Raw genomic sequence first — 26,983 nt, 5'->3', positions numbered from 1 at the left:
TCGGGGTTTCGGGCGCAGTCTAGCGCGCCGATTCTTCGTCATGTCTTCAGTTGGCGCGCATTTCGCCCTTGGCGATCTTGTCAGCGTCGGAGCCTTCCGGGGCCTTCGGGATCGACGAAAGATCGATGATATAGGGCTGGGTTACGCTGCCGAAACCCATCGTCGCCTTGCCCTTGAAGATGCCGTTCCCGGCAACATCGGGCGCGCGAAGCTGCCCATCGTCGAGCGCTTCCTTGGAATTGGGATCGCTGTCGGCGGTGGACGGCATGCGAAACTCGTCCTGCTTGGGAGCGCAGACGACGATGTCGCCGCGTCGTTCCGGCGTCGAGCAGCGATTGGTCAGCTTGTCCTGCGTTATCCGGCCGCGTGCCATCATTCTTTCCGCCAGTTCCCGGTCGGCTTCGCTCACCTGTGCAGTTGCCGGGATGGGTGCACATGCAAACAGCACGAAAACGAACGGCCAACTTCTCGACAATTTCAATTCCTCTGTCTAAGCGGGCCGAACCTTTCCTCCTCGGATTAATCCGGAGTGAACATGTCCGACAAGAAAACTCCTGCAAGTAAAGTTCTCGATCGCGTTCTCGTTCTCGAAATGGTGCGCGTTACTGAGGCGGCAGCCATTGCCGCTTCCGAACTCATTGGTCGCGGTGATGAGAAAGCCGCCGATCATGCCGCCGTTGAGGCCATGCGCAAGGCTTTTGACGAACTTTATATCGACGGGACTGTCGTGATCGGCGAGGGAGAGCGTGACGAGGCTCCCATGCTATTCATCGGCGAGAAGGTCGGCGGCGCTCCAGATCGTGGGCCGAAGATCGACATCGCCCTCGATCCGCTTGAGGGCACCACGATCACGGCCAAGGCCGGACCGAATGCTCTGGCCGTCCTGGCTGCCGCCGAAGAAGGCGGCCTGCTCAACGCGCCGGATGTCTACATGGAAAAGCTGGCCGTGGGGCCGGGCTATCCCGAGGGCGTGATCGACCTCGACAAGACGCCGACCGAGAACATCAAGTCGATCGCTGCGGCAAAGGGCGTCGATCCGCACGAGATCATCGTGTGCGTGCTCGACCGTCCTCGCCATGCAGACCTGATCGAGGAGCTGCGCGCCATCGGCTGCGGCATCCAGCTCATTCCCGATGGCGATGTTGCCGGCGTGATCGCGGTTACCGACGAGACGACCACCATCGACGTTTACATGGGCTCGGGCGGCGCGCCCGAGGGCGTCCTCGCCGCCGCTGCGCTTCGCTGCGTGGGCGGGCAGATGCAGGGCCGCCTGCTGTTCCGCAACGACGATGAGCGGGCGCGTGCGCGCAAGTGGGGCATCGAGGATCTGAACAAGATCTACACGCTCGGCGAACTGGCCAAGGGGGATTGCATCTTCGCGGCGACCGGTGTGACCAGCGGCTCGCTGCTCGACGGTGTGAAGCGCCTCAAGGGCGGCAAGATGACCACTGAAAGCGTCGTCATGCGCGCAAGTTCGGGGACGGTTCGCTGGATCAAGGGCGAACACCGCCACTGATCGCGTCGTCCAGACGATTCAGGCAGTTAGGCCGGGTCCGTTGGCGCGGGTCCGGCCTTGCTGCTTGTGGCGGGGGAGAAAAACCTGCCGCGCTCTATTGCAATCGCATGACGCATGGCTAGAGGCCTGCGCCATCAGCCCAAAAACTATCGGCCGTCTCGGGGATTCGCGATGAAGATCATGTCCGGCAACAGCAACCTTCCGCTTGCACGCGCTATCGCGGGCTATCTGGAGTTGCCGCTAACCGATGCCAGCGTCCGGCGTTTCGCCGACGAGGAAATCTTCGTCGAAATCCATGAGAACGTGCGCGGCGAAGACGTCTTCGTCGTCCAGCCGACGAGCTTTCCGGCTAACGACAACCTGATGGAACTGCTGATCGGCATCGATGCGCTGCGCCGTGCTTCGGCCAAGCGGATTACCGCGGTCGTTCCCTACTTCGGCTATGCCCGCCAGGACCGTAAGCCGGGACCTCGCACGCCGATCTCGGCGAAGCTCGTTGCCAATCTGATCACCGAGGCCGGGGCCGACCGCGTTCTCTCGGTCGACCTGCACGCCGGGCAGATCCAGGGCTTCTTCGATATCCCGACCGACAACCTCTTCGCAGCGCCGGTCATGGCGGCCGACATCCAGGCCCGCTACGGCGACCAGTCGCTTATGGTGGTCTCGCCCGACGTCGGCGGCGTGGTTCGCGCCCGCGCGCTGGCCAAGCGTCTCGACAATGCGCCGCTGGCCATCGTCGACAAGCGCCGCGATCGGCCGGGCCAGTCGGAAGTCATGAACATCATCGGCGACGTCAAGGGCCGCGCCTGCATCCTGATCGACGACATCATCGATTCGGGCGGCACTCTGTGCAATGCGGCGCAGGCGCTGATGGACGAGGGCGCGGTCAGCGTGACGGCCTACATTACCCACGGCGTGCTTTCGGGCGCGGCGGTTTCGCGCGTGAACAATTCGGCGCTCAAGGAACTGGTAATCACCGATTCGATCCAGGCTACCGATGCAGCGCGCGAATCGGATCGCATCCGCATCCTGACCATCGCCCCGCTCATCGGTGAGGCGATTCGCCGTATCGCCGATGAAAGCTCGGTTTCCAGCCTCTTCGACTGAGGCCGATCCGCTTGTGATCGCATGATGAAGGGCTGGCGCTGCGGAAGCGGCGCAGTCCGGTCAGGCCCAGGGCCTGTCTTCTCCGGGTTGGAGCCGCTTTAGCGCTTCCAGCCTGCGAGCCTGTCGCGATTCCAGCGCCAGGGTCAGGATCGGCTGCGGCGTGCTCTGGAACTGGCGGGGCGACATTCCGAACAGTTCGGTGAACTCGTGGATGAGGTGGCTCTCGTCGTAATAGCGCAGCGCGATCTCGTCGCCTTCGTTCCGGTCCGCCACCCCGCGCAAATGGCTGGCCATGTCGAGCGCGCGGGCGCGCCGCAGCACTTGCTTGGGTGACATGCCGAAGTCGCGGCTGACCATGCGTTCAAGCTTGCGGCGCTCGACACCGCAATCGCGCGCTGCCTGCGCGACTGCGATGTTGGGGTTGCTGAACGCCAGTTCCTCGAATCGGGAAATGATAGGGTCGGGCTGCTTCGCATCGATCTGCTCGATCCGTTGCCGGACCATCTCTTCCAGTTGCTGCAGCCAGTCTTCAGGGCTCCCGTCGGGGTCGATGCGGGAGAGGATCTTGGCCGAGGGCGTTTTGACCTCGTCGGTAAGGACCAGGCGGTCCACGAACTCGCGGACGTGAAGGCCCTGCAGCGTGAGGCAGGCGCCCGGGCGCAGGATCAGGCCGACGCTCGTGAAGCTGCCGGTCACCGTGACGGGCATGCGCCGGGACTGAGGGCCGAAGAACAGTGCGGCCTTGCCGTATTGTTCGGGGCCGGTAGCCGTCACCGCCTTCCAGTCGCCGGCAAGTTGGATTCGCACGCAAGCGGTGTCGTTGAACAGCCCGCAGGACAACTGATAGTCCTCGGGAGCGGTAACTTTTGTCACATAGAGACGACCCACCCACGGAGCCAGGTCCGGCGCGGGAGCTCGGTTATAGGAAAGGGGCTGGCCTCCGCTGGTCACCCCCTGTTCCGGCGCTATGGATGTATCCACGGCCGGACGTTTCTTGCGATGCATGCCCCTCTTTCGTTAAGTTAAAACCCCTTAACCATGAAATACGATGCTGCTCCAAGTCCCGCAATGGAGGAAATCTATACATTCCTTCTAACCGACCTGCAATTTTCTTACAGGTGCTGAAGTTAAGACATTGTCGCTTGACCAGTCCGGAAAGCTGCGGGCACAGGATGTCCATGAAGATCGATCAGGACCTCGCCCTTGCCCTGCGGCTGGCAGATGCCGCCGGAGATGCCATCCGTCCGCATTTCCGCTCCAGGCTCGATGCCGAGCGCAAGGCCGATGCCTCGCCGGTTACGGTGGCCGACCGCGCCGCCGAAGAGGCCATGCGCCGGATCCTCAAGGCGGAAGTGCCACGCGACGAGATCGTCGGCGAGGAATTCGGCACCGAAGCCGGGTCCTCGGGCCGGACCTGGGTGCTCGACCCGATTGATGGCACAGTCTCGTTTATCGCGGGGCGCCCGATCTTTGGCACCCTGATCGCGCTGTTGGTCGACGGCTGGCCTGTTCTCGGGGTGATCGACCAGCCGATCCTGCGCGAACGCTGGGTCGGTGCAAGCGGGCTGGCGACGACTTTCAACGGTCGCGAGGTGCGCACGCGTCCGTGCCGGGAACTTTCCGATGCCATGCTTGCCACGACCGGCCCCCAGTACTTCGATGACCACCAGGGCGAGCACTTCATGGCGCTGGCCGCCCGTACCGATCACAAGCGCATGATGATGGGTGGTGACTGCTACAACTACGGCCTTCTTGCCTCTGGGCAGATCGATCTCGTCTGCGAGGCCGGACTCAAGCTGCACGACTGGGCTGCACTTGTGCCTGTGGTCGAAGGTGCGGGCGGAACGATGTGCGACTGGAACGGTGAACCGCTCCATGCGCAGTCCGAAGGCCATGTCCTGGCCATTGGCGATCCGGCGCGGCTGGAAGACGTGGTCGAGGCCATGGCCTGCCATCACTGATCGGTTGCGGCGCGCGAAAGTGACGCGGCTGAGGCTCTTCGTTTACGGCACGCTTCAACCCCAAGCGGGAACCCGAATGGGCGCGTGGATCGCCGCGCGCTGCCATGCCAGCGCAGTAGCGAGCCTCCCGGGACAGATCCATGCGATCCGCGGCAGCAACGGCTGGTTTCCCGCGCTGGTCCCGGCTGCCTCGGCGCAGCGCGTGCGCGGTACCTTGTGTGAGCTCGAACTTGCGCCCGGTGAACTTTCGCTGCTCGACCGCTATGAAGGCGCCGAGTACCGCCGCGCCGCACTGCCGGTGCGTCTCGGCAATGGCGCGCGGGTCGCGGCACAGGTCTATCTCTGGCGGATATCGCTTCCTGTTCATGCCCGCCCGATAGCTGGCGGCGATTACCTTGCGTGGTTGGAGGAAAGCCGGTTGAGTGCCTTCACCACGTTGCGTGGCGGGGCCTGAGCACCACTCGGCGGCGTCTTCGCGCTTGCCTTGCCGCGATCTTCCCACTAAGGGCGCGACCTTCAATCGACACGGTCGAATCTCCGCGACGGGGATTCGGCGTGCTGGTCTGGCCATGAAGGGCTGCCACGGCTGGTGCGACGTGTCCCTGAAAAGGAGTCGAAAATGCCCAAGTTGAAGACGAAGAGCGGCGTCAAGAAGCGCTTCAAGCTCACCGCCACCGGAAAGGTGAAGCACGGCGTTGCCGGCAAGCGTCACCGCCTGATCAGCCATAACGGCAAGTACATCCGCCAGAATCGCGGCACCGAGGTCATTTCCGACGCCGATGCCAAGACGATCAAGAAGTGGGCGCCCTACGGGCTCAACTGAGGAGTACTGACCGATGAGCCGTATCAAGAGGGGTGTTACCACCCGCGCCAAGCACAAGCGTATTCTGGACCAGGCCAAGGGCTACCGCGGTCGCCGCAAGAATACGATCCGCGTCGCTCGCCAGGCCGTCGAAAAGGCCGGCCAGTACGCCTATCGCGACCGCAAGGTTAAGAAGCGGACTTTCCGCACGCTCTGGATCCAGCGTATCAACGCTGCCGTCCGCGCCGAAGGCCTGACCTACTCGCAGTTCATTCACGGCGCCAAGCTCGCCGGTATCGAACTCGACCGCAAGTCGATGGCCGACCTCGCCATGAACGAGGGCTCGGTTTTCTCGGCGGTGATCAAGCAGGCGAAGGAAGCGCTTCCGGCCTGCTCGGAAATCGCTTTCCACCCGGGCCATTGGCCCGGACCGAGATTTGGATAATGGGCGTGGATGCATGAATCCGCGCCCATTTTCTTGCGTGTTGACATCTTTGCTTTAGGTTTGCCGGTTCAGCGAGGAGCTTGAAAGGATGCCCCCGTCCTGCAAGGTAACTGCGGAATACATGAGTACCTCTCCGAGGTTGCAGCGCTATTTCGCGGGTGTGTTCCTCATCGAGATCGAAGTCGAAGGGGACGGCTTCATCGAAGATTTCATGTTCCCTGACTGGGCCACCCTGCGCTTCAATCACGTGCCGCTGGTCGGCGGCGCCACGCGCGGCGGCCAGGCCCTGGGCAAGGCGACTTTCTCCGTCTCCGGGCCGCGCACGCAGGAGGCGTACCTGCGGACGGGGACCATTCGCCAGTGGGGTGTCCTGCTTCATCCGCTTGGCTGGGCCCTGCTGGTCGGGGCACCCGCGCACGAATATGCCAATCGGCTGGCCGATGGCATGACCGATCCCGCATTCGCAAAGTTCAGGCCCCTGGCCGAAACACTGTTCGGTCCCGAGCCGGACAGGCAAGGCGAACTTGACCGCCTCACCGGCTTTTTCGACGGGCTCGAGCCGCTTCGCGACCCTTCTGCCCGCAGCATCGCCGAAGTCTATGAGGCGCTGTATGATCCGGAGATCGATACGGTGCCGGAGCTGGTCGAGCGGTCGGGCGTCAGCCGCCGCACGCTGGAGCGCCTGTGCCAACGGGCCTTCGGCTTCTCCCCCAAGACCTTGCTGCGCCGGCAGCGTTTCCTGCGCAGCCTTACCGACTTCACCGTCGACCCGACCCTGAGGTGGATGGGGGCAATGGACGCGGCCTATCATGACCAGGCGCAGTTCGTGCGCGACTTCCGGGAATTCATGGGCATGACCCCCTCGGAATACGGGCAATTGTCCAAGCCGGTCGTCGAGCCGGTCATCCGTGAACGCACGCGCTATGCCCGCGAAGTCGCACGCGAGTTGAAGGAAGGTGCGAGCTGGCACGGGATCAAGCCCGACTTGTGAAGAATTGCGCCTTCGCGCCCCGTTATCCTGCTCTTTCGTTGCGATTCGCGGCTGACCTGCCTAAGGACCGCGGCTCGATACCAGCAACGCAGCAGGCAGACGACACGTGGACTACGCAGCAACCGGCCAGGAGGCGCTCTCGCGGATAGCGGGGGCATCCGATCTCGATACGCTGGAGGCGCTGCGCGTCGAGTTTCTGGGCAAGCAGGGCTCGATTTCCGGCCTGCTCAAGACCCTGGGCAAGATGAGCCCGGATGAACGCAAGACCGAAGGTCCCAAGATCCACGGCTTGCGCGAAAGCGTGACCGAGGCGTTGACCTCGCGCAAGGAAGCGCTCGAAACCGCCGCCCTCGACGTCCGCCTCGCTTCGGAGACCATCGATCTCTCGCTGCCCGCGCCCGACCAGCCGCGCGGATCGGTGCACCCGGTTTCGCAGGTCATGGACGAACTGGCCGAAGTCTTCGCCGACATGGGCTTTGCCGTTGCCACTGGCCCCGAAATCGAGGACGACTGGCACAACTTCACCGCGCTCAACATGCCCGAGAGCCATCCGGCGCGTGCGATGCACGACACTTTCTATTTCCCCGATCACAACGAGGACGGGCTCGAGATGCTGCTGCGCACGCATACTTCGCCGGTGCAGATCCGTTCGATGATCGCGCAAGGTGCGCCGCTGCGGGTGATCGCGCCGGGCCGTGTCTATCGCTCGGACAGCGATGCCACCCATACGCCCATGTTCCACCAGATCGAAGGCCTCGTGATCGACAAGGGCATTCACCTGGGACACCTCAAGTGGACGCTCGAAACTTTCCTCAAGGCCTTCTTCGAGCGTGACGACATCGTCCTGCGCCTGCGTCCCAGCTACTTCCCCTTCACCGAGCCTTCGGTCGAAGTCGACGTGGGCTATGCCTACGAAGGCGGCCGCCGCGTCGTGGGCGGATCGGGCGATGCGCCGGGGCACGCCTGGATGGAAGTGCTCGGTTCGGGCATGGTCAATCGCCGCGTCATCGAGGCCGGTGGGCTCGATCCCGACGAATGGCAGGGCTTTGCCTTCGGCACCGGCGTCGATCGCCTCGCCATGCTGAAATATGGCATGGATGACTTGCGTGCCTTCTTCGATGGCGACGTTCGCTGGCTCTCTCACTACGGATTCTCCGCCCTCGACGTGCCGACCCTCTCGGGCGGCGTCGGTACGCCGGCCTGAGCGGAAGGAAAGAACACATGAAATTCTCGCTCGCCTGGCTCAAGCGCTACATCGAAACCGAAGCGACCGTCGAGGAAGTGGCGGCAACGCTCAATGCCATCGGCCTTGAAGTCGAAGCCATCGAAGACCCGGCCGCCAGGCTCGCTGGCTTCCGCGTCGCCAGGGTCCTGACCGCTGCGCGTCATCCCGATGCCGACAAGCTGCAGGTGCTCACGGTCGATACCGGAGACGGCGATCCGCTTCAGGTGGTCTGCGGTGCGCCCAATGCGCGGGCCGGCCTCGTCGGCGTACTGGGCCTGCCCGGCGCGACGGTTCCGGCCAACGGCATGGTGCTCAAGGTTGCCGCGGTGCGCGGCGTCGAATCGAACGGCATGATGTGCTCCACGCGCGAGCTGGAGCTGGGCGATGACCACGACGGCATCATCGAACTGCCCGAAGATGCGCCGGTCGGCACCGATTTCGCCGCCTATCACGGCGCCAGCCCGATCATCGAAGTGGCGATCACGCCCAACCGGCCCGACTGCATGGGCCTCTTCGGCATTGCCCGCGATCTGGCCGCGGCCGGTCTCGGCACGCTCAAGCCGATGAAGGTAGAGCCTGTCGAAGGCACGTTCCCGTGCCCGGTCGAGATCCGCACCGACGATCCGGAAGGCTGTCCGGCCTTCTACGGCCGCGTCATCAAGGGCGTGAAGAACGGCCCGTCACCGCAGTGGCTGCAGGACCAGCTGCTCTCGGCAGGTCAGCGTCCGATTTCGGCGCTGGTCGACATCACCAATTATCTCATGCTTGGCCACGGCCGCCCGGCCCATGCCTACGATCTGGCCAGGCTTTCCGGTCCCGTGGTCGCCCGCCGCGCCCGCGATGGAGAGACCGTCGTTGCGCTGAACGAGAAGAGCTACACGCTCGATGGCGAGATGACCGTGATCGCCGACGACAGCGGCGTGCATGACATTGCTGGCATCATGGGCGGCGAGCATTCGGGCTGTTCGGACGAGACGACCGACGTCCTGCTCGAGATCGCCTATTTCGATCCGGTCCGCATCGCCAAGACGGGGCGCAAGCTCAATCTCACCTCGGATGCGCGCAGCCGCTTCGAGCGCGGCATCGATCCGCAGTTCCTCGATACAGGTCTCGATTACCTGACGACGTTGATCCAGATGATCTGCGGCGGTGAGGCTTCGCACGTGGTTCGCGCCGGTGCGGCGCCGGCTACGCCCAGGATCGTCCATTTCGAGCCCGGCCTGACCGAGCAGCTCGGCGGCGTTGTGGTGAAGCCGGAGGAGCAGCAGCGAATCCTCGAGGCGCTGGGCTTCTCGGTGGTCGTCGAGGAAGCGAATTTCGACAAGGCCTGGGCCGTGACTGTCCCGGGCTGGCGTCCGGATATCGACGGCGCGCCCGACATCGTCGAGGAAGTGGTGCGCATTCACGGGCTCGACAAGGTGGAGAGCGTGGCCCTGCCGCGTGCCGACGGTGTCGCCCTGCCGACCGCCACGGCCATGCAGAAGCTCGAACGCCGCGTTCGCCGCGCTGCCGCAGCGCGCGGGATGCATGAGGCGGTGACCTGGTCGTTCCTTCCCGAAGCGGAAGCGGCAGCCTTTGCCGATGGCGAGGGCCCCCTTTGGACCTTGTCCAACCCGATCAGCGAGGACATGAAAGTCATGCGCCCTTCGCTGCTGCCGGGCCTGCTTTCCGCCGCTCGCCGCAATCTGGACCGCGGCGCCGCCAGTCTGCGCCTGTTCGAGATTGGCCGCCGCTATCTGCGCGGCAAGGCGGGCATGAGCGACGAGCGCCTGACCCTCGGCGTGGTGCTTGCAGGCGAGAAGACGCCGCGCGGCTGGGCATCGGGCAAGGCGACTGCCTTCGACGCCTTCGACGCCAAGGGCGAAGTGCTGGCCCTGCTTGCCGAAGCAGGTGCCCCTGCCGACAAGCTCCAGGTCATGGGTGAGGCCGGGCCGCAGTTCCATCCCGGCCAATCGGCCACGCTGCGGCTTGGGCCCAAGAACGTGCTGGCCCGGTTCGGCATGATCCATCCCGGGGTGGCGAAGCAGTTCGACATCGACGGGCCGGTGGCCCTGGCTGAGATCTATCTCGACGCCATCCCGGCGAAGAAGGGCGCGGCCAGTTTCGCCCGCATCAAGTATGCGCCGCCTGCGCTCCAGGCGATCACGCGCGACTTCGCCTTCCTCGTGCCGGCCGAAACGCCCGCGGGCGATCTCGTGCGGCTGGTGCAGGGTGCGGACAAGGCCAACATCGTCTCGGCCCGGCTCTTCGACGATTTCCGCGGCACGGGCGTTCCCGAGGGACAGAAGTCGCTGGCCCTTGAAGTAACGCTCCAGCCGCAGGAGAAGAGCTACAAGGAAGAAGACCTCAAGGCGATTGCCGACAAGGTGACCGCCGCGGCCGCCAAGCTCGGGGCCGTTCTTCGCGGCTGACAGACACGGACAGGAGATCGCCGGTGCCGGAAGTGGAATTGCTGACTATCGGTTCCGGCGATCTGACTGCCCGGATCAACCCTTTCGGGGCCGAGTTGTGGTCGCTGACCGATGCCCTCGGGCGCGAGTTCATGACCGATGCCGATCCGGCGTTCTGGGGCGGCCATGCTCCGCTGCTGTTCCCCATCGTCGGCGCGCTCAATGGTGACAGGTACCTGCTCGAGGGGCAGGAATACGCACTGCCCAAGCACGGCTTTGCCCGCAATTCCCTGTTCGAAACAATCGCAGCAGAAGAGTGCCGCGCCTGCTTTCGGCTGACGGACAGTGAGGCGACGCGCGCGGTCTATCCCTTCGCCTTCGCGCTGGAGGTGGAGTTCCGCCTGGAGGGCATGACGCTGCACATGACGGCGACGGTCCGCAACACCGGCGAAGCGCAGTTGCCTTTCAGCTTCGGCTATCATCCAGCCTTTGCCTGGCCGCTGCCCGGCGGGTCGGAAAAGGCCGATCACGTCATTGCCTTCGCCGAGCCCGAGCCGCAGCCGATCCGGCGAATCGATCCGCCCAGCGGCCTGCTGCTTTCCGAAGTCTTCGAATCCCCGGTCGAGGGGCATCATCTGGAGCTCGATGCCGCGCTGTTCGAGCCGGATGCGATGATCTGGGACGCGCCGACGAGCCGTTCGCTGACTTTCGGGACGCCCGGCGGCTCGCAGCTTGCCATCGCCTTTCCCGATACGCCGATGCTGGGCATCTGGCAGAAACCCGGCGCACGCTACTTGTGCATCGAGCCCTGGCAGGGCCATGCCGATCCGGTGGGATTCGCCGGAGAGTTCCGCAGCAAGCCGGGGATCGTCGAACTCGAACCCGGCGCCAGCCGTTCGTTCCGCATGGACGTGACCGTCCTGACGGCCGATTGAAGGAGATCAATATGAAGACCGTTCTCGTCACCGGTGCCACGTCCGGTATCGGCGAAGCCTGTGCCCGCGCTTTCGTGAAAGCGGGTTGGCGCGTGGTGGCTACCGGCCGCCGGGCGGAGCGGCTCGAGGCTCTGGCAAGCGAGCTGGGGGCGGACAAGGTCCATCCTTGCGTATTCGACGTGCGCGATGAAGCAGCCCGCGACGCTGCATTGGCCGCGCTTCCCGAAGATTTTGCGCAGATCGACTGCCTCGTGAACAATGCCGGGCTCGCGCTCGGCACCCAGCCGGCGCAAAAGTCCGATCTCGCCGAATGGAAGACGATGATCGAGACCAACGTGACGTCGCTGGTCTCGCTCACCCACAAGCTCTTGCCGGCGCTGATCGAACGCAAGGCGGTGATCGTGAACCTTTCCTCGGTTGCGGCGACCTACCCCTACACCGGGGGCAACGTCTATGGCGGAACCAAGGCCTTCGTGCGCCAGTTCTCGCTGGGCCTGCGCTCGGACCTGTCGGGCACCGGTGTGCGCGTGACCTCGATCGAGCCGGGCATGGTCGAGACCGAGTTTACCGTCATCCGCACCGGCGGCGACAGGGAGGCCTCCGACCGCCTCTATGCCGGCGTGAACCCGTTGACGGGGGCGGATATCGCCGATGTCGTGCTGTGGGTCGCCAGCCAGCCGCCGCACGTCAATATCAATGCTCTTGAGCTCATGCCGGTCAACCAGTCCTTCGCCGGTTTCCAGGTTGCCCGCGAAGGATAGGCGCGCGAAAGTTGCGGTAAGGCGCGCGCGCCACTAAAGGCGCGCCCATGACTGCATCGCGCCGCACCTTCGCCATTATCTCGCATCCTGACGCGGGCAAGACGACCCTGACCGAGAAGCTCCTGCTTCAGGGCGGGGCGATTCACCTTGCCGGACAGGTCAAGGCGCGCGGCCAAGCGCGCCGCGCGCGCTCGGACTGGATGAAGATCGAACAGCAGCGCGGCATCTCGGTGACCAGCTCGGTCATGACTTTCGAGCGTACCGATGCCGATGGCAACACGATCACGTTCAACCTGCTCGACACGCCGGGCCACGAGGACTTCTCCGAGGACACCTACCGCACGCTCACCGCGGTCGATTCGGCGATCATGGTCATCGACGCGGCCAAGGGCATCGAGCCGCAGACCCGCAAGCTGTTCGAGGTCTGTCGTCTGCGGTCGGTGCCGATCATCACTTTCGTCAACAAGGTCGACCGCGAAGGCCGGGCCTGTTTCGACCTGCTCGACGAAGTGGCCGACATGCTTGCGCTCGATGTCTGCCCGATGTCGTGGCCGGTCGGCATGGGTGGCCTCTTCCAGGGTATTCTCGATCTCAAGAGCGGCAAGGTCAGCCGTCCGGAAGGCGGCAGCAAGGAATTCCTCGGCAAGGTCGACGAAAACGTCGAACTGCCCGAGGAAGTCGCGGAGGAAATCGAGCTGGCCCAGGCCGGCTATCCCGAGTTCGACATCGAGGCCTATCGCGGGGGCGACCTGACTCCGGTGTTCTTCGGTTCCGCGCTCAAGAACTTCGGCGTGGTCGAACTGATCGAGGCGATCGCCAACTTCGCGCCGCCGCCGCGCCCGCAGCCGACCGAGGCAGGGCCGGTCGATCCCGAGCACAAGGAAGTCACTGGCTTCATCTTCAAGGTCCAGGCCAACATGGACCCGATGCACCGCGACCGCATCGCCTTCATGCGGCTGGTCTCGGGCACCTTCAAGCGCGGGATGAAGCTGACGCCGTCGGGGCTGGGCAAGCCGATCGCGGTGCATTCGCCGATCCTCTTCTTCGCGCAGGACCGCGAGATCGCGGACAGCGCCGAGCCCGGCGATATCATCGGAATCCCCAACCACGGCACCTTGCGCGTCGGCGATACCCTGTCCGAGAAGAACCAGATCCGTTTCACCGGCCTGCCCAACTTCGCGCCGGAAATCCTGCGGCGCGTCGCGCTCAGGGATCCGACCAAGACCAAGCAGCTGCGCAAGGCGCTCGACGACCTGTCCGAAGAGGGCGTGATCCAGGTCTTCTATCCGGAGATCGGCTCGCAGTGGATCGTTGGCGTCGTCGGCCAGCTCCAGCTCGACGTGCTGATCTCGCGGCTGGAGGCCGAGTACAAGGTCGAGGCGGTGCTCGAGGCTTCGCCCTTCGATACGGCGCGCTGGATCAAGGGCGACGACAAGGCGCTCCGGGACTTTGCGGATTTCAACAAGATGAACCTCGCCAAGGACCGCGACGGCGATCCGGTGTTTATGGCCAAGTCCGCCTGGGACGTCAGCTACCAGCAGGAACGCAATCCCGATCTGACCTTCAGCGCCACCAAGGAGCGTTGATCCGGCCGCTGAGCAGGGAACTCTGCCCCTCTCTCGCGGATTGATCCTGTACAGACCTTGGCAGCTCCGGATCGTCGGAGATACTCTGCTGCAAGGGCGGCCCGGTCGGGGCCGGCAGGAGCGGTTTCGCGCGTGAAGATCAGGTTCGCCAGCTACAACATCCACAAGGCGGTCGGTCTCGACCGCCGGCGCGACCATGAGCGCATCCTGCGGATCCTGCGCGAAGTCGATGCCGATATCGTGGCTCTGCAGGAAGTCGACCGCCGCTTCGGCAGGCGGATGACGGCGCTGCCCCTCGACGCGATCCACGATGCAACGGATTATCGTCCGGTCCCGATGTCGATGAAACCCGACAGTCTGGGCTGGCACGGGAACGCGATCCTCGTGCGCAAGGGCATAGACATTGTCGAAGCGGCGCCCGTACCCTTGCCGGTCCTGGAGCCGCGCGGGGCGGTGCGGGCCGATCTCATGGTGGAAGGGCAGCGGTTCCGGGTCGTGGGGATGCATCTCGACCTTTCAGGGCTGCGCCGGCGTCACCAGGTCCGCAGCGTCCTCACCCACGTGGCCGAGTGCGATCACGATTGCCCCACGGTCTTGATGGGCGATCTCAACGAATGGGCCGTCCACGGCGGCTGTTTTCGCGAATTCGACGCGAGTTGGCGGGTCCTGGCACCAGGGCAAAGCTTCCCTGCACGCAGGCCGATTGCCCGATTGGATCGCATTATCGTGTCGCGACAATGGCAAGTGCACGAAGCGAAGGTCCATCACAGTCCGCTTTCGGCGGTCGGTTCGGACCACTTGCCCGTCCATGCCTCGCTAGAGTTGCCTAAAAAATAGGCAACTGCTCAGGAATCGGGCGTTGACCTGTGCCTGACTTGAGGCAGGCGCGTTCGAGTCCGCCTTGAATCTTGCCATTCCGTAAATTGGCACGCTGCTTGCTTATCATGTCTGCAGCCGGCGCTGGGCCGGTGGCAGACAGGGGATAGGCATGAAGTTCATCATAGCCATCATCAAGCCCTTCAAACTCGACGAAGTTCGAGAAGCGCTGGGTGCGATCGGTGTCGCAGGCATGACCGTGTCCGAAGTGAAGGGATTCGGGCGCCAGAAGGGCCAGACGGAAATCTATCGTGGGGCCGAGTATTCGACCAACATGTTGCCGAAGGTGAAGATCGAGGTCGCCGCGACCGACGATCTGGCCGCCAAGATCGTGGAAACGATCCAGCAGGTAGCAAGCACCGAAGCAATCGGCGACGGCAAGATCTTTGTCCTCGACCTTGCTGCGGCTGTGCGCATCCGCACCGGCGAATCCGGCGACACCGCGCTTTGACAGGCGCTTCCGACAGGAGGGAATCCACGATGATCCGCAAGATGATTTGCGGCGCTGGCGTACTCGGTGCGTCCATGTTCGCTGCCATGCCCGCCTGGGCCCAGGAAGCCGCCGCTGCGGCCGCTCCGGTGCCCAATCCCGGTAACAATGCCTGGATGATGACCTCGACCGTCCTGGTCCTGCTCATGATCCTGCCCGGCCTTGCCCTGTTCTACGGCGGCCTGACCCGCTCGAAGAACATGCTTTCGACCATGACCCAGATCGGCGCGGCGGCTGCGCTCGCCATGATCATCTGGGTGGTCTATGGTTACTCGACCGCTTTCGGCCCCGAAGGCAACGCCTTCTTCAGCTGGGGCAACGCGTTCCTGGCGAAGACCACGCCGGACAGCACGGCCGCCACGTTCTCTGATGAAGTGATCAGCGAATACGTCTTCATCTGCTTCCAGATGACCTTCGCCGCGATCACCGCCGCCCTCGTCCTGGGCGCTACGGTTGAGCGCATGAAGTTCTCGGCAGTGATGGCTTTCACCGCTGTGTGGCTCACCATCGTCTATTTCCCGATCGCGCACATGGTGTGGGCGGGCGGCGGCCTTCTCTTCGAGATGGGCGCTCTCGACTTCGCCGGTGGTACGGTCGTTCACATCAACGCCGGTGTCTCGGCTCTCGTTGCCGCGCTGATCCTCGGCAAGCGCAAGGGCTACCCGAGCGAACCGATGCCGCCGCACTCGCTGACGCTGACCATGGTCGGCACCGGCCTGCTGTGGGTGGGTTGGTTCGGCTTCAACGCCGGTTCCGAACTCGAGGCTGACGGTACCGCCGGTCTCGCCATGATCAACACTTTCGTCGCCACCGCTTCGGCCGGCCTGTTCTGGATGCTTGCCGAGCGTTTCTCGGGTCACAAGGGTTCGGCACTGGGTTTCTGCTCGGGCATCGTCGCCGGCCTCGTCGCCGTCACCCCGGCGGCTGGCAACTCGGGCCCGTTCGGCGCGATCGTGCTTGGCGCCATCGCTTCGATCATCTGCTTCATCATGGTTTCGAAGGTGAAGCCGGCCCTCGGCTACGATGACTCGCTCGACGCTTTCGGCGTCCACGGCATCGGCGGCATCGTCGGCGCCATCGGCACGGGCTTTGTCTATCAGCCGGGCCTTGGCGGACCGGGCGACGGTTCGACCGCGATGGGCGCCCAGGTGTGGATCCAGATCCAGGCGGTTCTCGTCTCGATCGCATGGGCCGCCGTCGGCACCGTCATCGCGATCTTCATCGCCAAGCTGATCACCGGCCTGCGCGTCACTCCCGAAGTCGAGCAGGAAGGCCTCGACATCGGCGAGCACGGCGAGCGCGCCTACAACTAAGTTCCTAGAGTTTGGCGGCGGCGGGTACTTCCTCCTCTCCTCCCATCCGTCGCCGCCTAACGGTGTTCCTCCTGCGAACACAAACTGTAAGGGCCGGAGCCAGCCGCTCCGGCCCATTTTTCATGCTCTCGCCATTTTCCTATGTTTCGCGGCTGCAATGTGGGATGCTGCATCGCGGTTTCGGCACGGGCCGGAACAAACGCGCTAGCGGGCGGGGTGCGCGATGAAATACATCACGGCTATCATCAAACCCTTCAAGTTCACGGAAGTGAAGGACGCACTCGGATCGGCCGGGATTTCCGGCATGACGGTTTCCGAGGTCAGCGGTTTCGGGCGCCAGAGAGGGCAGACCGAGGTTTACCGCGGCGCGGAATATACCTCGGCCATGTTGCCCAAGATCAAGCTCGAGATCGCGGTTCCGGACGGCCTTGCCGAATCGATCGTGGAAGTCATTCGCCGCACCGCGTGCAATGACGAGATCGGCGACGGCAAGATCTTCGTTTACGAGCTTGCCGATGCCCGGCGCATCCGGACCGGAGAGCAGGGCGAACTGGCGCTCTGATCGCGCGCCCGGTCGGCCGGTTCAGCTCTGCGCAGCGAGCATTTCAATCAGCTGGCGAATCGGGGATACGTCATAGCCTGCGGCCGCCGCCTTGGAGGCAATCACGGTCGGATTGTCGCCTGCCTTTGCCCGCGCGAGGGCCCAGAGCAGGGTCGAACGGGTTCCCGAACGGCAATAGGCCAGCACCGGGCCGCCCGCATTCTCCAGCGCATCGTACATCGCGTCGACCTGGGCTTCGCTGAAACCGGCGTGCGTTACGGGGATCGAGACATAGTCCATTCCGGCGGCTTTCGCGGCAGCTTCGATCTCCGCTCCCGAGGTTTGATCGTCGCTCTCACCTTCGGGGCGATTGTTGATAATCCGCACGATTCCCATCTCTTTTGCGGTCGCAATGGCGTCGAGGCCAATCTGCGGGCTGGCAAAAACGGTGTCGGTAATCTGGCGGAACATGATCGTGTTTCTCCGAATTGGCGGCCTCGGCGAAGACGCATGGCACCTTCAGGGCGGCGCGATCAAGAGGCGCTCTTGAAGCAACTGGCAAGCCAAATCGACGATCCGGATGGTCCAATTCCGCGCAGTTCAACGAAAAAGGTACGTAATTCTGTTCGCCATGGGCTTGAGACTAGTGTATGAACCGTGACCGCAGAAAAGATCCGGGCGCATGTCCGGTAAGTTTTCTGACGTTCGGCGCGGATCGTCCACGCGTCCGAGTGAATGCTTGTGGGGCGCATCGAAGGTACGTTCGTAAAGATGGGTTTTGACAGAGGTCGTCGCGGAAGGGGACGCGACAAGCGGGATCGGTTTGGAGAGGACGATTTCGATCCGTTCTTCGCCGGACAGGATCGATTTGGAGGCGGTGATCGCTTCGGTGGTGGCGACCGTTTCGGCGGAGGCGGTGATCGCTTCGGCGGCGGCGGCGACGACCGTGGTGGCGGTGGCCAGCGCGGCGGCTTCGGTGGCGGCGGCGGTGGTCGCGGCTTCGGCGGCGGTGGCGGCGGTGGCGCTCCTCGCGGCGGTGGCATGCCGGCCCAAGTCGTTGGACAGGGCCGCGGCGTCGTAAAGTTTTTCAACTCGGCAAAGGGCTTCGGCTTCATCCAGCGGGATGAAGGCGGCGACGATGTGTTCGTACACATCAGCGCGGTCGAACGCGCGGGTCTTGAAGGCCTGGCCGAGGGACAGCAGCTGGAATTCCAGCTCGTCGATCGTGGCGGTAAGGTTTCGGCCAGCGACCTCGTGGTCGTCGGTGACGTCATTCCCGTCCAGAAGCGTGAAGTTGCGCCGCAACGTCAGCTTACCGGCGAGAAGGCCACCGGCACAGTGAAGTTCTTCAACTCGATGAAGGGTTTCGGCTTCATCACTCGTGACGATGGGCAGCCCGATGCTTTCGTTCACATCAGCGCTGTCGAACGTTCGGGCCTCAGTGCCCTGAACGAGGGCGATCGCGTGGAGTTCGACATTGAGGTCGATCGACGAGGCAAGTACTCGGCGGTCAACCTGTCGCCGCTTCAGGGTTGATCAGCCTGCTTTGATCCCGGTCGTTTGACCGGGGCATTGCAACAGCATAAAAGCGCGCAGATGGCGGTCCGGATAGGGCCGCCATTTGTCGTTTGCGATTCACCATTTCGTCTCATTGTTCCGTTTCGAGGATTACCGACATGTCGATCACCCCGCTGATGCCCGTATACCCCCGGTGCGGAGTTCGGCCCGTTCGCGGCGAACACTGCCATCTGATCAGCGAAGATGGTCGGCGATTCCTCGATTTCGCCAGCGGCATCGCGGTCAATGCCCTCGGTCATTCGCACAAGGGCCTGATCGGAGCGCTGCAGAAGCAGGCAGAGACGCTGATGCATGTCTCGAACCTCTATGGCAGCCCCCAGGGCGAAGCCATTGCGCAGCGGCTGGTGGACCTGACCTTCGCCGATACGGTGTTCTTCACCAATTCGGGCGCCGAGGCGGTCGAATGCGCGATAAAGACGGCGCGTGCCTATCACCAGTCGGTCGGCAACGATGGGAAATATGAACTCATCACCTTCAACAATGCCTTCCACGGCCGCACGATGGCGACGATCAGCGCGTCCAGCCAGGAAAAGATGCACAAGGGTTTTCTGCCCCTCCTGCCCGGCTTCAAGTACGTCGATTTTAACGATCTTGAAGCCGCAAAAGCCGCGATCGGGCCGAACACGGCCGGATTCCTGGTAGAGCCGATACAGGGCGAAGGCGGCATCCGCATCGCCGACGAGGCTTTCCTGCAGGGCCTGCGTCAGCTTTGCGACGAACATGACCTCATGCTCGTACTCGACGAAGTGCAGAGCGGTGTGGGCCGTTCGGGCACGCTCTATGCCTACGAACAGTACGGTATCGAGCCGGACATCATGGCGACGGCCAAGGGCATCGGCGGCGGCTTCCCGGTTGGCGCCTGCCTTGCCACCGAAAAGGCTGCCCGCGGCATGGTCGCAGGAACACACGGTTCGACCTACGGCGGCAACCCTTTCGCAATGGCCGCGATTGGTGCAGTGCTCGACGTGATCGCCGACGATGAGTTCCTTGAAGGCGTGCGCGCGACGGGTGAGCGACTGAAGGCGCGTCTCGAACAGTTCATCGGCAACTATCCGGATCTCTTCGAATTGGTTCGTGGTCGCGGCCTGTTCATCGGGCTCAAGATGAAGGTCGAGCCACGTCCCTTCGTGGCGCACATGCGCGACAATCAGCAGGTGCTGGCAGTTTCGGCCGGCGACAACGTGGTGCGCGTGCTGCCGCCGCTCGTGATCGATGACAGCCACATCGACGAATTCATGGAAAAGCTGTCCGCCGCAGCGGCCAGCTACAATCCCGAAGAGGTATCCTGATGACCCGGCATTTCCTGAGCCTGTCGGATGCAGGCGGTGACACGCTCGCCGCGATGCTGAACGATGCGATCGATCGCAAGGCGGCGCGCAAGGATTGGCCCAAGGCTCGCGTCGATGCGGACGGGCCCTTGGCAGGCCACGTTCTGGCGATGATCTTCGAGAAGAATTCGACCCGTACCCGCGTATCCTTCGACATGGCGATGCGCCAGCTTGGCGGCAGCGCGCTCATCATGGAGGCAGGAAGCACGCAACTCGGCCGCGGCGAGACTGTGGCCGACACCGCACGCGTGCTCAGCCGCATGGTCGACGCGATCATGATCCGTACCGACGATCACGCCAAGATCGAGGAGCTGGCGCATTATGCCGAGGTTCCGGTGATCAACGGCCTGACCGACCTGTCGCACCCGTGCCAGATCGTCGCGGACCTGCTGACCGTCGTCGAACGCGGGTTCGCGCTGCCCGGTCTTCAGGTCGCGTGGCTCGGGGACGGCAACAATGTCGCCAATTCGCTGATCGAGGCGGCGGGGCAGATGAAGTTCACCGTGCGTATCGGCGGGCCTGCCGGCTACGAGCCGAACGCCGGCTTCATCGAGCAGGCGCGCGCTGCCGGTGGAGAGGTGATTCTCACCCAGGACCCGACCGAAGCGGTCAAGGGTGCGCAAGTCGTCGTAACCGATACCTGGGTGTCGATGGGCCAGCCGGGCGGGGAGAAGCACGTTGCGGCGATGCAGCCCTATCAGGTCAACACCGCGCTCATGGCGCAGGCGGATCCTCGTGCGATGTTCCTGCACTGCCTGCCCGCGCACCGCGAGGAGGAAGTGACCAACGAAGTGATCGACGGACCGCAGTCTGCCGTTTGGGATGAGGCGGAGAACCGCCTTCATGCTCAGAAGTCGGTCCTGTTGTGGGCACTGGGCAAGCTGTGAGCGAGGACTATCTGATCGTGAACGAGGAAACTGGTTTCGACCGGGTCCTCGCTTTTACGGTTCCCGATCGGCACGCCCGCGGGCGCCTCGTGCGTCTTGGTCCTGCACTCGAGACGGTCCTTTCAGCTCACGACTATCCCAAGAAGGTCAAGCACCTGCTAGCCGAGGCGCTGGTCCTGACAGCACTCATGGGCTCGCTCCTCAAGGAGAACGGGTCGCAGCTGACGGTCCAGGCACAGGCAGACGGCGGCCCGATCGACCTGCTTGTCTGCGATTACCGAGACGGTGAAATTCGCGGCTATGTTCGTCATGACGACGATCTGCTGGCGCAGCTCGGTGAAGATGAGACGTCGCTGGAAGCGCTCTTCGGCAAGGGCTATTTCGCCATTACGTTCGATCTGGCCGTCACCAAGGAGCGGTACCAGGGCGTGGTTCCGCTTGAGGGGGAATCCCTTGCACAGGCCTGTGAATCGTATTTCGCGCAGTCCGAGCAGGTGCCGACGCTGATCCGCGTGGCCGTTCGGTCGAATGATCCGCGCTGCGTGGCCGGTGGCCTGCTGGTCCAGCACCTTCCCGAAGGGGAAGAGGGCAAGGCACGGCTCCATGCCCAGGAAGATCATCCCGACTGGGCCCATGTTTCGATTATGGCAGGCAGCACCAAGCCTGAGGAGCTGGTCGATCCAGTCCTCAATCTCGAGCAGCTCGTCTGGCGCCTGTTCCATGAGGAAAGCGAAGTTCGCGTCGAGCAACTCGGCCATCTTCGACGCGGTTGCCGTTGTACGGTCGAACATTACCTGTCGATTCTTTCCCGCTTCGAGGAAAAAGAACTGGCGGAGATGCGCGATGACGACGGGACGATTCCGGTCGACTGCGCCTTCTGTTCGAAAGTATTGCAAATCCCGGTTTAACGGCGGCTTGGCTGCCGGGTCCTTGTTTTTCATGTCCGGATTGCCGATATTGGCACGGAATGACTGAATTGGCGAAGACTCTTGTAGTCATGCCTCAAGGATGACGACTGGAAAGATGAGCAAACTTGCGTTGGCAATGCTGTTTGGTGGTGCCTCGCTTGCCGTGGCCCTGCCGGCTTACGGGGAGCGAAACTCCCTGTCGATGCTCGATCATCTCGAGAGCGGCGACTGGGAGCTGCGCCAGAGGGACGGTGCCGGGCAAAGCAACATTTGCCTCGATAGTGGTCGCAAATTGATCCAATTGCGCCATCCGGGGCTGAATTGCAGTTCCGTGGTCGTCGAGGACACGCCCAATGAGGTGACGGTTCAGTATACCTGTCGTGGGCAAGGCTACGGTCGTACGCATATCCGGCGTGAGACCGACAGCCTCGTCCAGATCGACACCCAGGGTATCGTGAACGGCAGGCCCTTCGTCTACGCGGCCGAGGCGCGGCGTATTGGCAATTGCCGCAGCTGAAGGTTGTCAACGCGGTAATGCAGGCCTAGCGGGGCGCCATGCAGGATCATTCTTCCAACCAGCCCCGGCAAGCCGTTGTCCTGCTTTCCGGTGGGCTCGATTCCATGGTCTCGGCCGGTCTGGCCAAGGAGGCCGGTTTCGCCGTCAATGCGCTGACCATTGACTACAACCAGCGGCATCGCCGCGAGATTGATGCGGCGCGCAGGATTGCGGAGGAACTTCGTGCGGAGCGCCATGTCGTCTTGCCGTTGGATTTGCGCCGATTCGGCGGGTCGGCGTTGACCGACGATATTGATGTACCCAAGGACGGCGTCGGCCCGGATATCCCGGTGACATATGTTCCCGCGCGCAATCTCGTCTTCCTGTCGCTGACGCTGGCCTGGGCCGAGACGGTCGGCGCCAAGGACATCTACATTGGCGTGAATGCGCTCGATTATTCGGGATATCCCGACTGCCGGCCGGAATTCATAGCGGCCTTCGAAAATATCGCTACCCTCGCGACCAAGGTGGGTGCGCAGGGCAACGCTTTCACCATCCATGCGCCGTTGCAGTACATGAGCAAGGCGGAAATCGCGAGCGAGGCACATCGGCTTGGCCTCGATGCCGGGATGAGCTGGTCCTGCTACGATCCGCAGCCCGATGGCCGGGCATGTGGCCTGTGCGATAGCTGCCGCCTGCGCAAAGCGGGCTTCGAGCAGGCGGGCCTGGTGGATAATACCGACTACGCGGCGTAAAGCCGTCAACAGTCAGCGGTAATGAACCAACGGGCGTGATCGCCAGGTCACGCCCGTTTCATGTGTGCGTGACCGGTAGGCAAAGCGGTGGCCTGTTTGGGGCAAAAGAAAAGGGGGACGGATTGCTCCGTCCCCCCGATCTTGTCACCGTTGCCGGTTCGCTTACATGCCCGAGCCCGGACCGTAAGTGATCTCGACGCGGCGGTTCTGCAGCTCGCGCACACCGTCTGCGGTGGGAACGCGCGGGTTGGCTTCACCGAACGCTTCGCTCGAGATCGCACCGTCGGGGATGCCGTGGCTGGTGAGGTACGAACGGACCGAAGCGTTACGACGCTCGGAGAGGCCCATGTTGTACTTCACGGTACCCGAACGGTCGGTGTAACCGGCGAGCATGATCGGCACGTTGTCGCAGTTGCCATAGGCACTGACAGCGCTGTCGAGAATGGTCGCGGCTTCCGGCGTGATGTCCGACTTGTCCCAGTCGAAGAACACGATGTACGGGCCCTTGTTGCAGACCACCGGCGGCGGGGGCGGCGGGGGCGGCGGAGGCGGCGGGGGCGGCGGCGGCGGCGGGCGGGGCGGCGGAGCCGCTTCTTCGCCACCGAAGTTGTAGCCCAGGGTCGCCATCAGCGAGTGCGAGCGCCAGCGGGTGCTGGCATCGCTACCGCCCAGAACCACATCGACGTTGTCGACGTTCATGAAGCGGTACTTGAGGCCTGCGTCCCAATGCTTGGTGATCGGAGCGCGAACACCTGCGAGTGCCTGCCAGGCGAAGCCGGTGTCGGAGTCGCTGCCGACGCCTTCGAAGCGATAGTCGACGCGACCGACGCCGACGCCACCGCCGACGAAGCCCTGGATGCCGTCATCGGGGCCGAAGTCGAGCAGGCCATTGACCATGAACGAGAGCATCGAGCTGTGACCGCGGTCGCTGAACGTACCCAGGTCAATGTCGCTCACTGTGTCGTTTTCTGCACGACGATAGCTGGCTTCGGTTTCGAGGCGGAAGCCACCGAAATCGTAACCGATTGCTGCACCGCCGTCATAACCGGTGTGCGTGTCAAGAGTTGCAGCGTTGTTGACGCCATCAATATCGAAGTCAGCGTCTTCGACGATCATGCCGCCGAAGTCGAGTTCCAGATACCAGCTGTCGTCGCGCGCGAACGCGGGCGTGGCGATAGCTGTAGAAGCCAGCGCCAGTCCAATGACGAGTTTCCTCATACGTTTCCCCTACTGATAGAGATTTGGAGCCACCGAGTGGGTGGAGTGTCTAACCCTTCAACAAACCGGGTGCAAGCGCACAATGACGGCGACTGTTGCAGAAATGTCGCGTTTTCGGGGGGTTGGCGCTGTGCGACGACGCTGTACTGAGCGTTGAAAATCACCTGCTGAACCCCTGTTCATCGTTTCCGGTTACGCCGAGGGAGAGATACCCAAGGCTTGCAGGACCGCGATTATCTCATTGATCGAGGCCCGAGCCTCCTCATCAACGGTCGAGCCTCCAACTGGTTCCTCAAGAATGGAACCTTTTCTCCAAAAAGCAAAAAAGAGCCGTTCCTGCCCGCTGGACCGATCAAAGATCCGCATGCCGTCGTGCGGTTGGAGAAAGATCCAGTTACCTCCCTGCCTCGCGGCGATCTCGTGTTCGTGGCCTGCCCATTCGCCTTGGGAATCGGCGCTGACCAGCCAGCTGTCTCCTTCGGCAGGATTTTCGGGCGGCTCCGGGTTTTCCCCTAGAATTGTGCAGTGCACGGCAGCATCGATCCGCGCAAAGGCCTCGTTGACGAGGATCTCTTTCCCGGCCTGTCCGGAATACAGCAGGGGCAGGGCCAAACGCGGGCTGTTGCTTTCGAATATAACGGGATCGCTCATTTGGAGGTCCTTTGCATCACGGATCAGGAAACAGGGCGCAGAAGCAGCGGCGCGGACAGGGCATGCGTGCCTTGCTGGCGTACGTGGAGCGGTTGCGCCGGGTAGGCGGCGGACAGCTGCGCCAGCACGTTGGGCGCGATCGCGAGTTCTGGCGTCTGGGTGTGCCAGCTCGCGGCTGGAGCATCGAGGGGGCCGAGGGTGACGAGATAACGCTCGGCTTCCTCGACTAGCGGGACATCGACGCCGTCCTGCCAGGGCCATGCGCCGCGCGCGCGGCGTGTCCACGCGAGATGCAGGCTCCCATCGCTTCGGATCGCGTGGCGCGGATGAACCGGTGCAAGAGGCCGCAGCGTGATGCCGGCGAGCAGAATCGAGGCGGTGGCCGGTTCGCTGTCGCCGCGGCCGATGGCGAGAACCTGCCGACCATCGCTTGTGCCGAGCGTCGAGGCGTCGAGCGCGACAAGTCGGGAATCGAGCAGGACGAATCTTTCGCCGATCGCATGATCGGCCATGGCCCTTTCGGTTCCGCCCCGCCCTCGCAGGAATCCGCTCAATTCCCATCGGCCCTCTCCAAGCGGCAGGGCCTTGGCGAATTGGACGATTTCCTCGCCGAGCAGGGCCAGATTCGCACCCTGTGCCATCTGCCGGAGCGAGGCGGGACCGAGGGACATTGCCGGATCGACGAGAGTGACTTCTACGCTGCGCTCCCGATCGAACAGCAGGGGGTGTCCGGGTTCCAGTCTCGTGGCCGCTGCCCCGATGGTGCTGCGCGTCCGTCCACTGGGGCCGAGCGGCAGCATCTCGCCATCGCCCCTGTCGGCATAAAGCGCAGCCCCGCTCCAGTTCGACGAACCCGCCGACACGGCCACAAAGGCATGGGGGGTGTCCGCATTGCCGTTCGCCGTGCCCAGCGGGAGTTCGAAAGCGACCAATTCCGTCGATGCCGTCGGGAGGTCCGCGGGCAGGTTCGCGCGGCCACTGTCGGCCTTCAGGCCGGGAGTGCCGATCGCACCTGGCGGTGGCAGGCGCTCCAGCGAGAGTTCAACGCCGCTTGCACGCCATTCCCATTCGGCCACGCGCCATGCCCCCGCCACGCCGGGTACCGAAACGGTCGATCCCGGCACGATGGCAGGATCGAGTTCACAGGAGCGCCAGGCCATGCGTTCACGTGTCCAGTCGATCCGGCGCGAGGCTCTCTCGATCAGGGCTCGCGCCTTCTCCGCATCCAGTGCTGCCGGAAGTTCGATGCAGCGCGGTTGCCCCGGCGGAGGCGAGCCGGACGCGTACTGTATTCCGGGCAGGTAGTCCCGCGCCGCATCGAAATAGCGCAGGCATCGCACCGGATGCTGCGATGCCGGCAGCCGATGGCGGGTAAAGCCCAGAGGCCCTCCGAAATCGCCATCCTCGACAGAGATCGCGGCGGCCGGCAACGGCACCGGGCTTTCCCCGCGGCTCTCATGACTGATCGCAAGGGCTTCGCCGTTTCCCGAGACGCTCAGCGGGATCACGAGATCGAACGTTTCGATGCTTTGCGCTACCGGACCGTCAGCGGTGTAGCCGCCGATACCGTCGAGCGGGACCTGCGCGTCGATGGCATCGACCAGTTCACCGACCACGTCCTGAAGATCGAAACTCTCGTCGGCAAGGACCTCGAAGGTCATGGCGGGAAGACGATTGTAATATTCGGAGAGATCGAGGTCTTCGAACACCACGTAAGCGAGTCCGCGATAGGCCGGGCAAAGCGCAGCGCCTTCGCTGGAGGCGATGAGCGGATCAGGCGGCTGGTCGCCCTCACCGGTATACAGCCGCATGGTGCCGCCGACTTTCAGATCGCCCTCGGCGCCGCGAAGCAGCTTGCCATCCGCCCAGATGCGGCCGATGCCCAGGATCGGGCGACTGGCGAGGGCCACGGCCAGATTGGCGGTGTAGCTGTATGTCGTGACGGCGGGGGCGCCCTTGCCGCCGCCCTGCGTCTCGCTGTGTTCGATGAGGTCGGTGGCCCAGATGATCGAACCGGCCACCCGCATGGCGCCGAAATGGCGCGGGAGCGGCTGACCGTATGTCGAGGCCGTGACCTGCAATTCCTGCAGTCTCGGTCCTTCGCGCCGATCGGAGCCGAAGATCGCGGTGTCGACGCCCTGGCCGACGAGGCTGCCGATCATTCCGCCGATCGGGCCGCCAAATGCCGTGCCGACAGTGCTGAATATTAGCGTCGCCATATCA

28 protein-coding genes are annotated in these 26,983 nt (G+C 63.6%); 22 read left to right on the top strand and 6 right to left on the bottom strand.

Annotated features, from left to right (window positions below; genetic code table 11):
• Positions 1–46: 46 nt before the first annotated feature.
• Positions 47–409, bottom strand: a complete 363-nt coding sequence (locus PP1Y_RS23810; protein WP_148275060.1) for a hypothetical protein — start codon at positions 407–409, stop codon at positions 47–49.
• A gap of 126 nt (positions 410–535) precedes the next feature.
• Here PP1Y_RS23810 and glpX point away from each other — a divergent pair, with 126 nt between their 5' ends.
• Entirely contained in the window at positions 536–1,516 is a 981-nt protein-coding gene (gene glpX, locus PP1Y_RS23805) for a class II fructose-bisphosphatase (protein ID WP_013834450.1), read from the top strand.
• A 171-nt stretch (positions 1,517–1,687) separates the two neighbouring features.
• Positions 1,688–2,623 carry a ribose-phosphate pyrophosphokinase gene (locus PP1Y_RS23800; RefSeq protein ID WP_007012835.1) on the top strand — a complete coding sequence of 312 codons (936 nt, stop codon included), beginning with the start codon at positions 1,688–1,690 and terminating at the stop codon, positions 2,621–2,623.
• A gap of 60 nt (positions 2,624–2,683) precedes the next feature.
• Here the strand turns inward: PP1Y_RS23800 and PP1Y_RS23795 are convergent, their stop codons facing one another.
• A complete protein-coding gene (locus PP1Y_RS23795) occupies positions 2,684–3,628 on the bottom strand; it encodes a helix-turn-helix domain-containing protein (protein ID WP_013834449.1) in 945 nt (314 codons plus the stop codon).
• A 173-nt stretch (positions 3,629–3,801) separates the two neighbouring features.
• Here PP1Y_RS23795 and hisN point away from each other — a divergent pair, with 173 nt between their 5' ends.
• The 14 genes from hisN to PP1Y_RS23725 all read left to right on the top strand — a co-directional run bounded on the left by hisN (position 3,802) and on the right by PP1Y_RS23725 (position 16,960).
• On the top strand, positions 3,802–4,584 hold the full coding sequence (gene hisN, locus PP1Y_RS23790) for a histidinol-phosphatase (RefSeq protein WP_013834448.1): 783 nt from the start codon (positions 3,802–3,804) through the stop codon (positions 4,582–4,584).
• Positions 4,585–4,660: 76 nt separating this feature from the next.
• A complete protein-coding gene (locus PP1Y_RS23785; RefSeq protein ID WP_232512552.1) occupies positions 4,661–5,038 on the top strand; it encodes a gamma-glutamylcyclotransferase family protein in 378 nt (125 codons plus the stop codon).
• 165 nt (positions 5,039–5,203) lie between these two features.
• Positions 5,204–5,407 (top strand): 50S ribosomal protein L35, encoded by a 204-nt coding sequence (rpmI, locus tag PP1Y_RS23780; protein ID WP_007012839.1) that lies wholly within the window; start codon positions 5,204–5,206, stop codon positions 5,405–5,407.
• A gap of 13 nt (positions 5,408–5,420) precedes the next feature.
• The gene (gene rplT / locus PP1Y_RS23775; protein ID WP_013834447.1) at positions 5,421–5,831 is read left to right on the top strand and encodes a 50S ribosomal protein L20; all 411 of its coding nucleotides are present in this window, start codon (positions 5,421–5,423) and stop codon (positions 5,829–5,831) included.
• Between the two features lie 121 nt (positions 5,832–5,952).
• Positions 5,953–6,822: a helix-turn-helix domain-containing protein gene (locus PP1Y_RS23770; RefSeq protein WP_232512551.1), complete on the top strand. Its 870-nt coding sequence runs from the start codon at positions 5,953–5,955 to the stop codon at positions 6,820–6,822.
• 106 nt (positions 6,823–6,928) lie between these two features.
• Positions 6,929–8,026, top strand: a complete 1,098-nt coding sequence (gene pheS, locus PP1Y_RS23765; RefSeq protein WP_013834445.1) for a phenylalanine--tRNA ligase subunit alpha — start codon at positions 6,929–6,931, stop codon at positions 8,024–8,026.
• Between the two features lie 17 nt (positions 8,027–8,043).
• Positions 8,044–10,458: a phenylalanine--tRNA ligase subunit beta gene (gene pheT, locus PP1Y_RS23760; RefSeq protein ID WP_013834444.1), complete on the top strand. Its 2,415-nt coding sequence runs from the start codon at positions 8,044–8,046 to the stop codon at positions 10,456–10,458.
• Positions 10,459–10,481: 23 nt separating this feature from the next.
• Positions 10,482–11,372, top strand: a complete 891-nt coding sequence (locus PP1Y_RS23755) for an aldose 1-epimerase family protein (RefSeq protein ID WP_086000024.1) — start codon at positions 10,482–10,484, stop codon at positions 11,370–11,372.
• Between the two features lie 11 nt (positions 11,373–11,383).
• Positions 11,384–12,133, top strand: a complete 750-nt coding sequence (locus PP1Y_RS23750; protein ID WP_013834442.1) for an SDR family NAD(P)-dependent oxidoreductase — start codon at positions 11,384–11,386, stop codon at positions 12,131–12,133.
• 47 nt (positions 12,134–12,180) lie between these two features.
• Complete coding sequence (locus tag PP1Y_RS23745) at positions 12,181–13,719, top strand: peptide chain release factor 3 (RefSeq protein WP_007012846.1); 1,539 nt, start codon at positions 12,181–12,183, stop codon at positions 13,717–13,719.
• A gap of 132 nt (positions 13,720–13,851) precedes the next feature.
• Positions 13,852–14,556 (top strand): endonuclease/exonuclease/phosphatase family protein, encoded by a 705-nt coding sequence (locus PP1Y_RS23740; protein ID WP_013834441.1) that lies wholly within the window; start codon positions 13,852–13,854, stop codon positions 14,554–14,556.
• A 151-nt stretch (positions 14,557–14,707) separates the two neighbouring features.
• Complete coding sequence (locus PP1Y_RS23735; RefSeq protein ID WP_007012848.1) at positions 14,708–15,046, top strand: P-II family nitrogen regulator; 339 nt, start codon at positions 14,708–14,710, stop codon at positions 15,044–15,046.
• A gap of 29 nt (positions 15,047–15,075) precedes the next feature.
• Entirely contained in the window at positions 15,076–16,398 is a 1,323-nt protein-coding gene (locus tag PP1Y_RS23730) for an ammonium transporter (protein ID WP_013834440.1), read from the top strand.
• 223 nt (positions 16,399–16,621) lie between these two features.
• Entirely contained in the window at positions 16,622–16,960 is a 339-nt protein-coding gene (locus PP1Y_RS23725) for a P-II family nitrogen regulator (protein WP_007012850.1), read from the top strand.
• A 21-nt stretch (positions 16,961–16,981) separates the two neighbouring features.
• On the opposite strand, the gene PP1Y_RS23720 is transcribed toward PP1Y_RS23725, so the two are convergent.
• On the bottom strand, positions 16,982–17,410 hold the full coding sequence (locus tag PP1Y_RS23720) for a TIGR01244 family sulfur transferase (protein ID WP_013834439.1): 429 nt from the start codon (positions 17,408–17,410) through the stop codon (positions 16,982–16,984).
• 300 nt (positions 17,411–17,710) lie between these two features.
• Between PP1Y_RS23720 and PP1Y_RS26550 the strand changes: the two genes are divergently transcribed.
• The 6 genes from PP1Y_RS26550 to queC all read left to right on the top strand — a co-directional run bounded on the left by PP1Y_RS26550 (position 17,711) and on the right by queC (position 22,891).
• The gene (locus PP1Y_RS26550) at positions 17,711–18,475 is read left to right on the top strand and encodes a cold-shock protein (RefSeq protein ID WP_041559516.1); all 765 of its coding nucleotides are present in this window, start codon (positions 17,711–17,713) and stop codon (positions 18,473–18,475) included.
• A 140-nt stretch (positions 18,476–18,615) separates the two neighbouring features.
• On the top strand, positions 18,616–19,806 hold the full coding sequence (locus PP1Y_RS23710; RefSeq protein WP_013834437.1) for an aspartate aminotransferase family protein: 1,191 nt from the start codon (positions 18,616–18,618) through the stop codon (positions 19,804–19,806).
• A complete protein-coding gene (gene argF / locus PP1Y_RS23705; protein WP_013834436.1) occupies positions 19,806–20,732 on the top strand; it encodes an ornithine carbamoyltransferase in 927 nt (308 codons plus the stop codon). The genes PP1Y_RS23710 and argF overlap by 1 nt, the downstream gene beginning before the upstream one ends.
• A gap of 17 nt (positions 20,733–20,749) precedes the next feature.
• Positions 20,750–21,640 (top strand): Hsp33 family molecular chaperone HslO, encoded by an 891-nt coding sequence (locus PP1Y_RS23700; protein WP_013834435.1) that lies wholly within the window; start codon positions 20,750–20,752, stop codon positions 21,638–21,640.
• A 115-nt stretch (positions 21,641–21,755) separates the two neighbouring features.
• A complete protein-coding gene (locus PP1Y_RS23695) occupies positions 21,756–22,157 on the top strand; it encodes a hypothetical protein (protein ID WP_013834434.1) in 402 nt (133 codons plus the stop codon).
• A 38-nt stretch (positions 22,158–22,195) separates the two neighbouring features.
• On the top strand, positions 22,196–22,891 hold the full coding sequence (gene queC, locus PP1Y_RS23690) for a 7-cyano-7-deazaguanine synthase QueC (RefSeq protein ID WP_013834433.1): 696 nt from the start codon (positions 22,196–22,198) through the stop codon (positions 22,889–22,891).
• 162 nt (positions 22,892–23,053) lie between these two features.
• Here the strand turns inward: queC and PP1Y_RS23685 are convergent, their stop codons facing one another.
• From PP1Y_RS23685 to PP1Y_RS23675, 3 genes are all read right to left on the bottom strand, one after another.
• Entirely contained in the window at positions 23,054–24,109 is a 1,056-nt protein-coding gene (locus PP1Y_RS23685) for an OmpA family protein (protein ID WP_013834432.1), read from the bottom strand.
• Between the two features lie 192 nt (positions 24,110–24,301).
• A complete protein-coding gene (locus tag PP1Y_RS23680; protein WP_013834431.1) occupies positions 24,302–24,760 on the bottom strand; it encodes a DUF2793 domain-containing protein in 459 nt (152 codons plus the stop codon).
• A gap of 23 nt (positions 24,761–24,783) precedes the next feature.
• Positions 24,784–26,979 (bottom strand): phage tail protein, encoded by a 2,196-nt coding sequence (locus PP1Y_RS23675; protein ID WP_013834430.1) that lies wholly within the window; start codon positions 26,977–26,979, stop codon positions 24,784–24,786.
• Positions 26,980–26,983: the final 4 nt, after the last annotated feature.

Origin of the sequence: Novosphingobium sp. PP1Y, assembly GCF_000253255.1 — a bacterium.
Lineage (GTDB): Bacteria > Pseudomonadota > Alphaproteobacteria > Sphingomonadales > Sphingomonadaceae > Novosphingobium.
Note: the sequence above shows the minus strand (reverse complement) of the source record. Positions and strands in the feature narration are given on the sequence as shown.

Coding starts and splice junctions, on each gene's coding strand:
- glpX (WP_013834450.1), top strand. CDS start 536: ATGTCCGACAAGAAAACTCCTGCAAGTAAAGTTCTCGATCGCGTTCTC.
- PP1Y_RS23800 (WP_007012835.1), top strand. CDS start 1,688: ATGAAGATCATGTCCGGCAACAGCAACCTTCCGCTTGCACGCGCTATC.
- PP1Y_RS23795 (WP_013834449.1), bottom strand. CDS start 3,628: ATGCATCGCAAGAAACGTCCGGCCGTGGATACATCCATAGCGCCGGAA.
- hisN (WP_013834448.1), top strand. CDS start 3,802: ATGAAGATCGATCAGGACCTCGCCCTTGCCCTGCGGCTGGCAGATGCC.
- PP1Y_RS23785 (WP_232512552.1), top strand. CDS start 4,661: ATGGGCGCGTGGATCGCCGCGCGCTGCCATGCCAGCGCAGTAGCGAGC.
- rpmI (WP_007012839.1), top strand. CDS start 5,204: ATGCCCAAGTTGAAGACGAAGAGCGGCGTCAAGAAGCGCTTCAAGCTC.
- rplT (WP_013834447.1), top strand. CDS start 5,421: ATGAGCCGTATCAAGAGGGGTGTTACCACCCGCGCCAAGCACAAGCGT.
- PP1Y_RS23770 (WP_232512551.1), top strand. CDS start 5,953: ATGAGTACCTCTCCGAGGTTGCAGCGCTATTTCGCGGGTGTGTTCCTC.
- pheT (WP_013834444.1), top strand. CDS start 8,044: ATGAAATTCTCGCTCGCCTGGCTCAAGCGCTACATCGAAACCGAAGCG.
- PP1Y_RS23750 (WP_013834442.1), top strand. CDS start 11,384: ATGAAGACCGTTCTCGTCACCGGTGCCACGTCCGGTATCGGCGAAGCC.
- PP1Y_RS23745 (WP_007012846.1), top strand. CDS start 12,181: ATGACTGCATCGCGCCGCACCTTCGCCATTATCTCGCATCCTGACGCG.
- PP1Y_RS23735 (WP_007012848.1), top strand. CDS start 14,708: ATGAAGTTCATCATAGCCATCATCAAGCCCTTCAAACTCGACGAAGTT.
- PP1Y_RS23730 (WP_013834440.1), top strand. CDS start 15,076: ATGATCCGCAAGATGATTTGCGGCGCTGGCGTACTCGGTGCGTCCATG.
- PP1Y_RS23725 (WP_007012850.1), top strand. CDS start 16,622: ATGAAATACATCACGGCTATCATCAAACCCTTCAAGTTCACGGAAGTG.
- PP1Y_RS23720 (WP_013834439.1), bottom strand. CDS start 17,410: ATGTTCCGCCAGATTACCGACACCGTTTTTGCCAGCCCGCAGATTGGC.
- PP1Y_RS26550 (WP_041559516.1), top strand. CDS start 17,711: ATGGGTTTTGACAGAGGTCGTCGCGGAAGGGGACGCGACAAGCGGGAT.
- PP1Y_RS23710 (WP_013834437.1), top strand. CDS start 18,616: ATGTCGATCACCCCGCTGATGCCCGTATACCCCCGGTGCGGAGTTCGG.
- argF (WP_013834436.1), top strand. CDS start 19,806: ATGACCCGGCATTTCCTGAGCCTGTCGGATGCAGGCGGTGACACGCTC.
- PP1Y_RS23695 (WP_013834434.1), top strand. CDS start 21,756: ATGAGCAAACTTGCGTTGGCAATGCTGTTTGGTGGTGCCTCGCTTGCC.
- queC (WP_013834433.1), top strand. CDS start 22,196: ATGCAGGATCATTCTTCCAACCAGCCCCGGCAAGCCGTTGTCCTGCTT.
- PP1Y_RS23685 (WP_013834432.1), bottom strand. CDS start 24,109: ATGAGGAAACTCGTCATTGGACTGGCGCTGGCTTCTACAGCTATCGCC.
- PP1Y_RS23680 (WP_013834431.1), bottom strand. CDS start 24,760: ATGAGCGATCCCGTTATATTCGAAAGCAACAGCCCGCGTTTGGCCCTG.
- PP1Y_RS23675 (WP_013834430.1), bottom strand. CDS start 26,979: ATGGCGACGCTAATATTCAGCACTGTCGGCACGGCATTTGGCGGCCCG.